10 protein-coding genes and 1 rRNA gene are annotated in these 12,578 nt (G+C 74.0%); 5 read left to right on the top strand and 6 right to left on the bottom strand.

The features are described 5' to 3' along the window. Window positions 1–87 (top strand): 5S ribosomal RNA (gene rrf / locus ACIQV3_RS25145); the annotation flags it as partial. Between the two features lie 89 nt (window positions 88–176). Here the strand turns inward: rrf and ACIQV3_RS25140 are convergent. The 6 genes from ACIQV3_RS25140 to ACIQV3_RS25115 form a co-directional block, all read right to left on the bottom strand. Continuing rightward, window positions 177–776 carry a Uma2 family endonuclease gene (locus ACIQV3_RS25140; protein ID WP_403715331.1) on the bottom strand — a complete coding sequence of 200 codons (600 nt, stop codon included), beginning with the start codon at window positions 774–776 and terminating at the stop codon, window positions 177–179. A 48-nt stretch (window positions 777–824) separates the two neighbouring features. Next, complete coding sequence (locus ACIQV3_RS25135) at window positions 825–2,135, bottom strand: DUF58 domain-containing protein (protein WP_403715329.1); 1,311 nt, start codon at window positions 2,133–2,135, stop codon at window positions 825–827. Further along, window positions 2,135–3,097, bottom strand: coding sequence for a MoxR family ATPase (locus ACIQV3_RS25130; protein ID WP_243337432.1), 963 nt, complete (start codon window positions 3,095–3,097; stop codon window positions 2,135–2,137). Before ACIQV3_RS25130 ends, ACIQV3_RS25135 begins: the two co-directional genes overlap by 1 nt. Continuing rightward, entirely contained in the window at window positions 3,094–4,425 is a 1,332-nt protein-coding gene (locus ACIQV3_RS25125) for a DUF4350 domain-containing protein (RefSeq protein ID WP_403715327.1), read from the bottom strand. Before ACIQV3_RS25125 ends, ACIQV3_RS25130 begins: the two co-directional genes overlap by 4 nt. Before the next feature lie 437 nt (window positions 4,426–4,862). After that, window positions 4,863–5,525: a DUF4129 domain-containing protein gene (locus ACIQV3_RS25120; RefSeq protein WP_403715325.1), complete on the bottom strand. Its 663-nt coding sequence runs from the start codon at window positions 5,523–5,525 to the stop codon at window positions 4,863–4,865. Between the two features lie 7 nt (window positions 5,526–5,532). Further along, complete coding sequence (locus ACIQV3_RS25115) at window positions 5,533–6,777, bottom strand: glycerophosphoryl diester phosphodiesterase membrane domain-containing protein (RefSeq protein ID WP_403715323.1); 1,245 nt, start codon at window positions 6,775–6,777, stop codon at window positions 5,533–5,535. 272 nt (window positions 6,778–7,049) lie between these two features. On the opposite strand from ACIQV3_RS25115, the gene mtrA reads away from it, so the two are divergent. The 4 genes from mtrA (at window position 7,050) to ACIQV3_RS25095 (ending at window position 12,566) form a co-directional block, all read left to right on the top strand. Beyond that, window positions 7,050–7,739 (top strand): two-component system response regulator MtrA, encoded by a 690-nt coding sequence (mtrA, locus tag ACIQV3_RS25110; RefSeq protein WP_274552971.1) that lies wholly within the window; start codon window positions 7,050–7,052, stop codon window positions 7,737–7,739. Between the two features lies 1 nt (window position 7,740). After that, on the top strand, window positions 7,741–9,837 hold the full coding sequence (mtrB, locus tag ACIQV3_RS25105) for an MtrAB system histidine kinase MtrB (RefSeq protein WP_403715320.1): 2,097 nt from the start codon (window positions 7,741–7,743) through the stop codon (window positions 9,835–9,837). After that, on the top strand, window positions 9,827–11,674 hold the full coding sequence (locus ACIQV3_RS25100; protein WP_403715318.1) for an LpqB family beta-propeller domain-containing protein: 1,848 nt from the start codon (window positions 9,827–9,829) through the stop codon (window positions 11,672–11,674). The genes mtrB and ACIQV3_RS25100 overlap by 11 nt, the downstream gene beginning before the upstream one ends. An 88-nt stretch (window positions 11,675–11,762) precedes the next feature. Then, entirely contained in the window at window positions 11,763–12,566 is an 804-nt protein-coding gene (locus tag ACIQV3_RS25095) for a ComF family protein (RefSeq protein ID WP_403715316.1), read from the top strand. The last annotated feature ends 12 nt before the right edge of the window (window positions 12,567–12,578 follow it).

The raw sequence follows: 12,578 nt of genomic DNA, 5'->3' as shown, positions 1-12,578 counted from the left end.
GTTTACATTCCGAACCCGGAAGCTAAGCCTTTCAGCGCCGATGGTACTGCAGGGGGGACCCTGTGGGAGAGTAGGACGCCGCCGAACAATCATTGGAGAAGAGCCCCGTACCAGGGAACTGGTACGGGGCTCTTCTGCGTTTACAGGCATTTTTGCAGGACGGGACGGAGTCCGGCTCATCTCCAGTCGGCGGGGTAGCTCTTGAGGCTGTTCGTGTCGAGCGTCCATTGGCCGGCGGTGACGGTGTCCCCGAAGGCGTAGGGGACCTTCTTGCGGTACTGGATGCCGTCCGGCCCGTCCGACGGGTCGCTGTGCACGGTGACGGCCTTCTTGTCCTTGCGGGGATCCACGACGACATAGAGCGGCACCCCCATCTTCGGGTAGTCGTGCAGTTCGTCACGGACGCCAGTGAGCGAATTCGTACGGGAGACGACCTCCACGACCATCAGGACATCGCGGGAATTGACGGCCTTTGCCGTGTCGTCCGTGTCCTCTTCGGCGATGACCATGAGGTCGGGGACCTTGGTCATCCCTGTGATCGGGTCCCCCATGGTCGTGTCGTTGAGGGCCATGATCTCGGGAGTTTGTGCCTCGATCTGGCGGCGCAGGCGCCCCACGTTCAGGCCGTGGGGGGCCGTGGGGGTCATCATCGTGAGGGAGATCTGACCGTCGGTGGTCTGCACCTTCCATTGGTCTTCCTGGTGCTCGGCCAGCTCCGCGAGCTGCTCCGCGAAGTCGTGCATGCGGCGCATTTGCTCGGGAGTGAGGTCGGCCATGGTGTCCTCCTGGTGGGTACCCGACCAGCGTATTCAGTCGGGCACGCCCTACAGGCGGCCGGCGGCCTTGAGGGACAGGTAGGCGTCGGCCAGGGCGGGGGCCAGGGTGTCCGGGGTGGCGTCGACCACGTGGACGCCGTGGCGGGTGAGCTGTTCGGCGGTGCGGCGACGGGCCGACTGGGACTGGGTGCCCGCGGCGGCTTCGTAGACGGCTTCCACCGTGCCGCGGGACCGCGTCATTTCCGCTACGTGGGGGTCGGAGACCGAGGCCATCAGGACCGTGTGGCGCTGGGTGAGGCGGGGGAGCAGCGGGAGCAGACCCTCCTCGACGGGGGCTGCGTCCAGGCTGGTCAGGAGGACCACCAGGGAGCGGCGCGGGGCGCTGCGCAGGATGGTGGAGACCAGGGTGCGGGAGTCGGTTTCGACCAGCTCTGGTTCGAGGGTGGCCATCGCGTTCACGAAGGCGGGGAGGGTGTCGGCCGCGCTGCGGGCCTGGACCTGCGCGCGGAGGCGGCGGTCGTGGGCCAGCAGGTCCACGCGGTCGCCCGCGCGGGTGGCCAGGGCGGTCAGGAGCAGGGCCGCGTCCATCGCCGAGTCCAGGCGCGGGGCGTCGCCGACGCGGCCGGCCGCGGTGCGGCCGGTGTCGAGGCAGATCAGGATGTGGCGGTCGCGTTCGGGGCGCCAGGTGCGGACGGCGACCTTGTTCTGGCGGGCGGTGGCCCGCCAGTCGATGGAACGGGTGTCGTCGCCGGGTACGTAGTCGCGCAGGCTGTCGAACTCCGTGCCCTCACCGCGCGTCAGGACGCTGGTGCGGCCGTCGAGTTCGCGCAGGCGCGCGAGGCGGGAGGGGAGGTGCTTGCGGCTGGTGAACGGGGGCAGGACCCGGACCGTCCAGGGGACGGTGTGGTAGCCCTGGCGGGCCAGCAGGCCCAGCGGGCCGTACGAGCGGATCGTGACGCGGGACGCCCGGCGGTCGCCGCGGCGGGTGGGCCGCAGGCGGGTGGTGAGGCGGCGGCGTTCCCCCGGGGGAACCGTCAGCGTGTGGCGGGAGTCCGCGACTTCCGTTCCGGGGACCCAGCTGCTCGGGGGCCAGGCGTCGCGGATCCGGGCGCGGAGGGTGCGGGGGGAGGGGTTGGTGACGGTGAGGTGGACGTCCGCGGCTTCGCCCAGGCGCACGGACGTGTCGCCGGAGCGGGCCAGTTGGAGCGTGCGGACCGGGGCGGCGAGGGCGTAGTCGACCGCGCAGGCCAGGGCGAGGGGGGCGTTGACCGCCAGCATCCCCGCCCAGCTCGGTCCGAGGAGGCCGACGGGGATGCTGCCGAGGGCCGCGAGCAGCGCGGCGCGTCCGGTGAACGCCATCAGCGCGGGACGGGGACGTGGGTGAGGATCGCGGTGATGACCGCGTCGGCCGTGACGCCCTCCATCTCGGCCTCGGGGCGCAGTTGGACGCGGTGGCGCAGGGTCGGCAGGGCGAGGGCCTTCACGTCGTCGGGGGTGACGTAGTCGCGGCCCACCAGCCAGGCCCAAGCGCGGGCGGTGGCCAGCAGGGCGGTGGCGCCGCGCGGGGAGACGCCGAGGGTGAGGGAGGGGGATTCGCGGGTGGCGCGGCAGATGTCGACGACGTACGCGGTGATCTCCGGGGAGACGCTGGTGGCTTCGACGGCCTTGCGGGCGGCGTCGAGCTCGGCGGGGCCGGCGACCGGGCGGATGCCCGCGGAGTGCAGGTCGCGGGGGTTGAAGCCGGCCGCGTGGCGGGTCAGTACGCCGATCTCGTCCTCCCGGGAGGGGAGCGGGACGGTGAGCTTCAGGAGGAAGCGGTCGAGCTGTGCCTCGGGGAGGGGGTAGGTGCCCTCGTACTCGACCGGGTTCATGGTGGCGGCGACGAGGAACGGCTCCGGGAGCTTTCGGGGCGTGCCGTCGACGGTGACCTGGCGCTCCTCCATCGCTTCGAGGAGGGAGGACTGGGTCTTGGGGGGCGTGCGGTTGATCTCGTCGGCGAGGAGGAGGTTGGTGAAGACCGGGCCGTTCTGGAAGGAGAACTCCGCGGTGCGGGCGTCGTAGACGAGGGAGCCGGTCACATCGCTCGGCATCAGGTCGGGGGTGAACTGGACGCGCTTGGTGTCGAGTTCGAGGGAGGCGGCGAGGGCCCGTACGAGGAGGGTCTTCGCTACGCCGGGGACGCCTTCGAGGAGGACGTGGCCGCGGCAGAGGAGGGCTACGACGAGACCGGTGACGGCGGAATCCTGGCCGACCACGGCCTTTCCGATCTCGGTGCGGAGCGCCTCCAGGGCGGAGCGGGCGCTGTCCGTGGTGGCCGTCATGAGGTGCGGACCTCCCTTTCGAGGGCGTCGAGGTGGTCGGCGAGCGCGATGAGCGCCGCATCGGTGGTGGGGGTGGTGCCGAAGAGCAGGGTGTCCGGGTCGTGCGGGGGCCGTCCGGCGGTGAGGCGGGCCGCGACGGCGGGGAGCAGGGAGGCCGGTTCGTGGGCCCGGGAGGCCGGTACGCCGACCAGCGCGGCCAGGCGTTCGCGGGCGGAGGCGCGCAGCACGGTGGCCGCGCGGTCGCGGGCGCCGGCCTTGCGGTACAGGCGGGCGCGGCCCTCGGTGGCCTCGGAGGCGCGGACGAGGACGGGCAGGCGTTCGGTGACGAGCGGGCCGAGGCGGCGGGCGCGCCAGAGGGCGGCGACGGCGGCGGCGAGGAAGAGCTGGAGCAGGGCCCAGCTCCAGCCGGCGGGGATCAGGTCGAGGAAGTTCTGCTCCTCGCCGGCGCCTTCGGCGTTGTCGGGGTCGCTGTCGGCGAGGGACGGCAGGTACCAGACGAGGTGCGGGCGGGAGCCGAGGAGTTGGAGCGCGAGGGAGGCGTTGCCCTCCTTGGCGAGGTTCTTGTTGAGGAAGACGTTCTCGGAGCCGAGGAGGACGGTGTCGCCGCCGGGGATGCCGGTGGGCAGGACCAGCAGGGTGGGGTGGCCGGCGCCGGGGTAGCAGCCGGTGGCTCCGGGGGTGGTGGTGGCGTAGCCGTGGCCGCCGCCCGTGGCGGCGCGGCCCGCGGTGATGGCGGCGGGGAGGGTGCAGGAGCTGCCGCCCGGGTCGAGGTTCGTTTCCGGGGCGGCCCGGTCGCCGGGGGTGCGGGTGCCGGGGGCCAGGGCGGGGAGGCTGAGGGAGCTCGGCGCGAGCAGGACGGTCCGGCCGCCGGAGAGGTCGATCGCGGAACGGACGGCGCGGAGCTGGGTCTCCCCGAGCCGGTCGGGGTCGGTGACCAGCAGGGTCGTGTCGGGTCCGGCGGCGTCCGCGGCCTCCGCGGCGGTGGTGACGACCCGGGTCGTCGTGCCGCGGTCCGCGAGCAGTTCGGCCACGGCCCGGCTGCCGGAGGGGTCGGCGGAGCGGGGGTCGAGGTAGCCGTGCCGGGCACCGGAGTTCAGGGCGGCGAGGGCCAGCCCGGCGGCCAGGAGCACCGCGAGCGCGAGGAGGAACCCGCGGGAGCGGGTCCACAGGTCGCGGGGGCTCGCGCCTCCGGCGGTCGTACGGGGAGGGGCGGCGGCCTCGCCGGACGCCGGGGCGGGGGCTCCGCCGGTGCGGGTCGCTGCCGCGGTGGCTGCGACCGGTCCGCCGGGACCCGTCCCGGGGGATGTTGCCGCGGAGCCGGGGGGCACGGGGGCCGCGCCCGGTGCGGCGAAGCCTGCGCCGGGCGGGGCCGCTGCGAGGTGGGCTGGGGGAACGGGGCCTGCGCTCGGGGGCGCTGCCGCGTGGGGAGGGGGCGTTGGGGCTGCGCCGGGCGTGCCGGAGCCTGGCGGGGGCGTTGCCGGGTGTGTGGGGGGTGTGCCTTCCGTGGGGTGGCCCTGGCCGGGGGCTGCGCCCGGCGCGTCGGGGCCTGCGCCCGGGGGCGCTGCCGCGTGGGGAGGGGGTACGGGGTCGGTGTCTTCCGTGGGGTGGCCCTGGCCCGGGGCTGCGTCCGGCGTGCCGGGGGCTGCGGATGGCGGGGGCGTTGCCGGGTGGGCGGGGGGTGTGGCTTCGGTGGGGTGGACCGTGCCGGGGGTGGGCTTGCTCGGGGTGCCCGGGGCGGGGGTGTTCGGGGCGGGGGTGTTGTCGGTCATGGGGTGGGGCCTGTCAGGAGGGGCTTGGTGTGGGACAGGGCCCGGTCCAGGGTGGTGAGGGTCGCGTACATCTCGGGGGTGGCCGGGTGGGCGCCGTAGGTGATGTCGTCGAAGGTGCGCGCCGCCGTGCGCAGGGCCGTGGCGTGGGACGGGAGGGAGCGGGCGGCTTCGGCGGCCGCCTCGTCCGCGGTGCGGCCCGGGCGGGGGTCGAGGAGGGTGCGCTCCTCCAGGGAGCGGACCACGGCGCGCATGCGCTCCTGGACGGCTTCGCTCCAGCGGCCCTCGCCGGCCAGCGCTTCGGCGGCGGCGCGGTGGTCCGCCGCGCTGCGGATGCCTTCGTCGAAGAGGGTGCCCGGGGGGCGGGAGGCCGTACGGCCGGGGGTGCCCAGGCGCCACCACAGGGCGGCGGCGACCAGGAGGGCGAACACGGCGATGGCCAGCAGGCCCAGCGCGCCGCCCGGGGTCGCGCCGGACGCGCGGTCGAAGAGGTCGCCCACCCAGTCCCAGAAGCGGTTCAGGGCTCGTTGGACCAGCCCCGGGTCGTTCTCGTGGTACGCGGGTTTGGACAGCTCGTGGCGGGCCGCCTCGCGGGCGGCGTCGCGGCCGGTGCCGGGTTGTGGCGTGGGTTGTGGTGCGAGCAGGCCCCCCGTGCTCCTCATGCCCGCGTCAGCCTCCGGTCGGCGGGGTGCTGGTGCCGTAGTTCTCGATGCCCGCGGCCCGCGCCAGTTCCAGGTCGAGGGCCTCGCGGCGGATGCGCTGGTCGACGTAGAGCAGGACGGTGACGCCCGCCTGGACCGGCATGGTGATCGTCAGGGCGATGACCCCGCCGATGCCCGCGAAGATCAGGTAGCCCCAGCTCGTCGCCCCGGTGCCGTCGGCCATGCCCTCGAGGCCGCCGCCGAACACCAGCCCGCCCACGAGGGTGAGCGGGAGGACGATGAGGCCCGCGAGCAGGGTCGTGATGATGCCGGTCAGGAAGGTGATGCCGAAGATCCGCCACCAGGAGCCCTTGACCAGCTTCGAGGAGCGGGCGAGGGCCTTGCGGACCGTCGTCTTCTCCAGCATCAGGGAGGGCGAGGCCAGGGCGAACCTGATCCAGAGCCAGAGGATCACGCCCAGGGCGGCGAGACCGCCGAGGATGGCGAGGCCGGCCTGTCCGGCCAGGGCGCCGGGCAGGACCAGGACGGTGAAGAGGACGGCCGATCCGATGCCCAGGAGGAGGGTGAGGCCGAAGAGCCGCAGGAGCTGCGGGCGGGCCTCGCGCCAGGCGACGCCGATGGAGGAGCCGTGGCCGAGGACGGCGCGGCTGAAGATCATGGTGAGCATGGCGGTGGCCACGATGGATCCGACGAGCTGGATGAAGGCGTCGAGCGCGCTCACGCCGATCAGGCTGCTGAAGGATTCGAGCTGTTCCTCCGCGGGGGCGGTGCTCGACGCGTCCACGACGAGGTCGCCGAACAGGTACTTCTGGGAGAGCACGCTCGCAAGCTGTACGAGGACGGCCACGACCAGGGTGATCGGCAGCACCGCGCGCCAGTGCTTGCGCATGGTGGTGACGGCCCCGTCGAGGATCTCGCCGATGCCGAGCGGGCGCAGCGGGATCACGCCGGGCTTCGCCGCGTGGGCGTGCCCGCCCCAGCCGCCCTGGGGGCCGCTCTGGGGGCCCCCGCCGTACGAACCCCAGCCCGCGCCCGGCTGCGGAGCCGGGGGCTGCTGGTGCGGGGCCTGTGGGGTCTGCGGGGCCTGTGGGGTCTGGCCCGGGGTCGGGCTCGACCACTGGCCGGGCGGCGGCTGCTCGGCGGACCACTTGGAATCGCTGCCGGATCCACCCGTGGGCGGCTGCGTACCGTGGGAGCCCTCACCGTCGGACGGGGAGGATCCGGGCGTAGCCCAGCCCGGAGAGTCGTTCATCGTCGCTCCTTCACGTGCACGCGGGGTGCGGGCGCTTGGTCCGGCTGCCATCGTGCCATGTGACAACCTCGAACGGACCAGCCGTCCCGAACGGAACGGGGGCCTCCTGGATCCCGAATGGGTCCCGGATGGATCCCGGATGTTCGCGCCTTCGTCTGACGGGCGGATCCGGGGCACACTGGGCGCCCTGATCTCCACGCAGGTCCGAGGGACGATTTCCAGCCCCTTTGGCTGTGGGACAGCTCACCGCCGGGTAACGATTAGCTAATGGGATGATGTCAACCATGAAGGGACGCGTCCTTGTCGTCGACGACGACACCGCGCTGGCCGAGATGCTCGGCATTGTGCTGCGTGGAGAAGGTTTTGAGCCGTCGTTCGTAGCGGACGGCGACAAGGCACTGGCTGCCTTCCGGGAGGCGAAGCCGGATCTCGTGCTGCTCGACCTCATGCTGCCCGGTAGGGACGGCATAGAGGTGTGCAGACTGATCCGCGCCGAGTCTGGCGTACCGATCGTGATGCTCACCGCCAAGAGCGACACCGTGGACGTGGTCGTGGGCCTGGAGTCCGGGGCCGACGACTACATCGTCAAGCCGTTCAAGCCGAAGGAGCTGGTGGCCCGCATCCGGGCCCGCCTGCGCCGTTCGGAGGAGCCGGCGCCCGAGCAGCTGACCATCGGTGACCTGGTCATCGACGTGGCGGGGCACTCGGTCAAGCGGGAGGGCGCCTCGATCGCGCTGACCCCGCTGGAGTTCGACCTGCTGGTCGCGCTCGCCCGCAAGCCCTGGCAGGTCTTCACCCGCGAGGTACTGCTGGAGCAGGTCTGGGGCTACCGCCACGCGGCCGACACCCGCCTGGTCAACGTGCACGTCCAGCGACTGCGCTCCAAGGTCGAGAAGGACCCGGAGCGCCCCGAGATCGTCGTGACGGTGCGCGGGGTCGGCTACAAGGCCGGACCGAGCTGACATGACACCCGGCAAGCCCCGTGGCCGCTCCCGCTGGGGAGCGCTGCGGGGCGGCCGGCAGCTCCGCCTCGACGCGGTCGGAGCGCCCGGCGGCCCCGTGCTGCGGCTGTTCGTACGCCTCGTACGCCGGCCGCTGCTTCCGGCTGTCCGGCTGTGGCGGCGCAACATCCAGCTCCGGGTGGTCGCCGCCACCCTGCTGATCTCCCTCGCCGTGGTCCTCGCCCTCGGGTTCGTGGTCATCGCGCAGGTCAGCAAGGGCCTCCTCGACGCCAAGGAGGAGGCCGCGCAGAGCCAGGCCGCGGGCGGCTTCGCGGTCGCACAGGAGAAGGCCAACACGCCCTATACGGCGGACGGGCCCGACGCCGCCGACAACAAGGTCGGCCGGGACGCCAGTACCTGGATGAACTCCCTGGTCAAACAGCTCGCCAGTGGTGGGCAGAGCGCCTTCGAGGTGGCGGCGCTGGGCGCCGGCACCGGAACCGGCGAGGAACAGCCGGCCGGCCGGGGCGCTCTCGGTGTCCGCGGGGCCCGCGCCTCCGGCAACGTGGACCCGACGGCGAGCGTCCCGCTGGGGCTGCGGCGCGACGTCAACCACGCGACCGGTGCCTTCAAGACCTTCTCGCAGATCCGCTACACCGACGCCGGGGACAAGCTGCCCGAGCCGGCGCTCGTCATCGGCAAGCGGCTCACCGACATCAACGGCGACCCGTACGACCTGTACTACCTCTTCCCGCTCACCCAGGAGGAGGAGTCCCTCAATCTGGTCAAGGTCACCATCGCCACCGCGGGCCTGTTCGTCGTCGTCCTGCTCGGCGGGATCGCCTGGCTGGTCGTGCGCCAGGTGGTCACCCCCGTACGGATGGCCGCGGGGATCGCCGAGCGGCTCTCGGCGGGGCGGCTCCAGGAGCGGATGAAGGTCACCGGCGAGGACGACATCGCCCGTCTGGGCGAGGCCTTCAACAAGATGGCCCAAACCCTCCAGAACAAGATCCAGCAGCTGGAGGACCTCTCCAGGCTCCAGCGGCGCTTCGTCTCGGACGTCTCCCACGAGCTGCGGACCCCGCTCACGACGGTCCGTATGGCGGCGGACGTCATCCACGACGCCCGCGCCGACTTCGACCCGGTCACCGCGCGCTCCGCCGAGCTCCTCGCCGGGCAGCTCGACCGCTTCGAGTCGCTGCTCGCCGACCTGCTGGAGATCAGCCGGTTCGACGCGGGCGCCGCGGCCCTGGAGGCGGAGCCGATCGACCTGCGGGACGTCGTGCGCCGGGTCATCGACGGGGCCGAGCCGCTCGCCGAGCACAAGAACACCCGGATCCGCGTCCTCGGGGACACCCAGCCGGTGATAGCCGAGGCCGACGCCCGGCGCGTGGAGCGGGTCCTGCGCAATCTCGTCGTCAACGCCGTCGAGCACGGCGAGGGCCGCGACGTGGTCGTCCGGCTCGCCTCGGCGGGCGGGGCCGTCGCCGTGGCCGTACGGGACTACGGCGTCGGGCTCAAGCCCGGCGAGGCCACCCGCGTCTTCAACCGCTTCTGGCGCGCCGACCCGGCGCGGGCGCGCACGACCGGCGGTACCGGCCTCGGCCTGTCCATCGCCGTCGAGGACGCCCGGCTGCACGGGGGCTGGCTCCAGGCGTGGGGCGAGCCCGGCGGCGGCTCGCAGTTCCGCCTGACGCTGCCGCGCACCGCCGACGAGCCGCTGCGCGGATCGCCGATCCCGCTGGAGCCCGAGGATTCCCGGGCCAACCGGGCCAGGGCCGCGGCGGATGCGGCGGGGGCCGCGGAGGGCTCCGCGGCGGCCGGGCGCCAGGCGCAGCAGGCGGGGCGGACCGACCGGTCGCCGATCCCGCCGAGGTCCCCGGTCTCGGGCGCGGTGCCCGTACCGGCCGACCCGACGGCGCTGCCGGGCAGCGGGGCGCGGGTCGTGACCCGGCCGGCGGAACAGGGACACGGTTCCGGGGGCGGGGCGGCGAACGCGCGCTCCGGCGGGGCGGCGGGATCAACCGACCGGGAGGGTGGCAGCGGTGGAACCGGCGGAGCGGGCGGATCAGGCGGAGGGGGCGGTGCGGGTGCCGGGGGCGGATCGCATGGGCACTGACCCGGGCCGGCCGAGCCGGCGCACGCCGGGCGCACCCGGCGCCCTGAGGGCTCTCGCCTTCGGTGCGGCGGGGCTGCTGCTGGTCGGCTGCGCCTCCATGCCCGACCACGGCGAGGTCCGGCCCGTGGAGGCCTCCCAGGGCGTCGACTCCCAGGTCCGCGTCTTCGGCGTGCCGCCGGCCGACAAGGCCAGCCCGCAGGAGATCGTCGACGGTTTCCTGGAGGCCATGACCAGCGATGATCCGCAGCTCCAGACCGCCCGCAAGTACCTCACCGAGGACGCGGCGAAGAACTGGAAGCCCGGAGCGGCGGTCACCGTGCTCTCCGCCGGCCTCGACCGGTTCTCCGTACCGGGCGAGAAGGAGCCGGCGGCCACCCCCCGGTTCAAGATCGCGGGCAAGATGCTGGCCACGGTGGACGAGCGCAGCGCGTACCAGCCGGAGACCGGCGGCCAGCCCTACGAGCAGTTCCTCCAGCTCCAGCAGAAGGACGGCCAGTGGCGGATCGCGACCCCGCCCAGCAGCCTGGTGCTGAGCGAGTCCGACTTCCAGCGCATCTACCGGCCGGTCAACAAGTACTACTTCGCGGGCTCCACGCTCGTCGCCGACCCGGTCTACGTGCGCCAGCGCAGCGACCCCGATTCCCGGATGGACCCCACCACCCAGACCGTCACCTCGCTGCTGGACGGTCCGTCCAAGTGGCTCGGGCCGGTGGTCACTTCCAGCTTCCCGACCGGGACGGAACTGCGGGAGGGCACCAAGTCCCTTTCGATCGACGGTCAGAACACGCTGCGCGTCCCCCTGAACAAGAACGCGGACGACGTCGCGGAGCCGCAGTGCCAGCGGATGGCGACCCAACTCCTGTACACCGTCAAGGATCTGACGGGCTTCCGGGTTGACCGGGTCGACATCGTGCGCTCCGACGGCACCACGGCCTGTCAGGTGTCCGAGGTGGCCGCCGCCGTGATCGCCAACCTGCCGCTCTCGCCCGGGCACCAGTACTACGTGGACGCCGACAACCGGCTCCAGCGGTTGAACCTGGACCCCAACAGCGAGGAGCAGCAGGACCCGCCGTCACCGGCTCCCGGGCCGCTGGCCGCGAACCCGGCCTTCAAGGTGGGCTCCGCCGCCGTGTCCTACGACGAGAAGCGCGCCGCGGTCGTCTCCGAGGACGGGCACGGGCTGTACGTGGTCAACCTGACCACCGCCGGACCGATGCCACCGGCGCTGCTGACCGCCAAGGGCACGAAGCCCCATGGGCTCACCACCCCGACGTGGGACGCGGCGGGCGACCTGTGGGTCGCGGACTCGGACGTGCAGAACTCGACGCTGTGGCGGCTGCCCGGCGGCGCCGGGCCGGCCGAGCGGGTCGAGGTGTCCGGGCTGGCCGGCGGGCGGATCACGGGGCTGAAGGCCTCCCCCGACGGGGTGCGGATCGCGCTGCTGGTGCAGCGGGAGAGCCGCAAGTACCTGTTCACCGGGCGGATCGAGCGGCCCGACGGGAAGGGTGACGCCTCGGCGGTCTCGGTGCGCGAGCTGCGCCCGGCCGCTCCGCAGCTGGCCGACGTGACGGCGATGAGCTGGGCGCCGCGGGGCCGGCTGCTGGTGGTGGGCCGGGAGAGCGGCGGGGTCGTACAGGCCCGCTACATGCTGGCCGACGGCTCGATGGTCGGGGCCGGGCTGCCCGGGGCGACGGGGCTGGTGGCGGTCGCCGCGAGCGAGGACGAGAAGAAGCCGGTGGTCGCCGAGTCCCTGGAGGACGGCATCGTGTGGCTGCCGCCGGGAGCGCAGTGGCGCACGGTGGTGGCCGGCGGACGGGCTCCGGTCTACCCGGGCTGACGGCCGCGGCCGAAGCGCCGGCCCGCCCTTTTCCGTGGTTGTCCACAGGGGTGGTGGACGGCTGTCCCGGCCCGGCACAGTGGTCGGCATGCGGGAGTGGTGGCGGGGGCTGGCGGGTGAGCTGGCAGGGCTGGTGCTGCCGGTCCGGTGCGCCGGTTGCGGGGCCGGCGGCGGGGCCGGCGGCGGGGCGGTGCTGTGCGGAGGCTGCCGGTCGGAGCTCAGTGGGGCCGTGGCGGGGCCGGTGCGGCCGTCTCCGTGCCCCGCGGGGCTGCCCGCGGTCCATGCGGCCACCGCGTACCGGGAGGCCGTACGGGCCGTCGTACTGGCCCACAAGGAGCGCGGCGCGCTGCCGCTGGCCGGTGCCCTCGGCGCCGCCCTGGCCGCCGCGGTCCGCGCGGGCGGGGCGGGCGGTGGGGGCGGGGGCGTCGTCCTGGTTCCCGTGCCCTCCGCGCGGCACCGGGTCCGGGCACGGGGGCACGATCCGGCGCGCAGGATCGCCCTGGCCGCCTCGGCGCGGCTGCGGCACGAGGGGGTGCCCGCGCGCGTGGCGCCCGTACTGCGGCTGCGGCGGGCGGTGGCCGACCAGGCGGGCCTGGGGGCGGCGCAGCGCCGGGAGAACCTCGCCGGGGCCCTGGAGGCGCGGCCCGGCGCCGGTCGGGTGACGGCGGGGGCGGCCCGGATCGTCGTCGTCGACGACCTCGTGACCACCGGATCCACGCTGGCGGAGGCGGCGCGGGCCCTGCGCGCGGCCGGGATCGGGGCGCCGGCCCGGGGGCCGGGCGGGGCGGTCTCGGCGGCGGTTCTGGTGGCCGCCGTGGTGGCCGCGCCGGCGGACTCCTTCGTACGTCCCGGCATCGGTGCGACCCGGACAGACCAAAAAACGCGTGAATAGATTTGGAACTGG

It is taken from the genome of Streptomyces sp. NPDC099050 (genome assembly GCF_044759865.1).
Lineage (GTDB): Bacteria > Actinomycetota > Actinomycetes > Streptomycetales > Streptomycetaceae > Streptomyces.
The sequence above is the reverse complement of the archived record's forward strand: the minus strand, read 5'-3'. Positions and strand labels throughout refer to the sequence as shown.

Coding starts and splice junctions, on each gene's coding strand:
- ACIQV3_RS25095 (WP_403715316.1), top strand. CDS start 11,763: ATGCGGGAGTGGTGGCGGGGGCTGGCGGGTGAGCTGGCAGGGCTGGTG.
- mtrB (WP_403715320.1), top strand. CDS start 7,741: ATGACACCCGGCAAGCCCCGTGGCCGCTCCCGCTGGGGAGCGCTGCGG.
- ACIQV3_RS25130 (WP_243337432.1), bottom strand. CDS start 3,097: ATGACGGCCACCACGGACAGCGCCCGCTCCGCCCTGGAGGCGCTCCGC.
- ACIQV3_RS25120 (WP_403715325.1), bottom strand. CDS start 5,525: ATGAGGAGCACGGGGGGCCTGCTCGCACCACAACCCACGCCACAACCC.
- ACIQV3_RS25135 (WP_403715329.1), bottom strand. CDS start 2,135: ATGGCGTTCACCGGACGCGCCGCGCTGCTCGCGGCCCTCGGCAGCATC.
- ACIQV3_RS25100 (WP_403715318.1), top strand. CDS start 9,827: ATGGGCACTGACCCGGGCCGGCCGAGCCGGCGCACGCCGGGCGCACCC.
- ACIQV3_RS25140 (WP_403715331.1), bottom strand. CDS start 776: ATGGCCGACCTCACTCCCGAGCAAATGCGCCGCATGCACGACTTCGCG.
- ACIQV3_RS25115 (WP_403715323.1), bottom strand. CDS start 6,777: ATGAACGACTCTCCGGGCTGGGCTACGCCCGGATCCTCCCCGTCCGAC.
- mtrA (WP_274552971.1), top strand. CDS start 7,050: ATGATGTCAACCATGAAGGGACGCGTCCTTGTCGTCGACGACGACACC.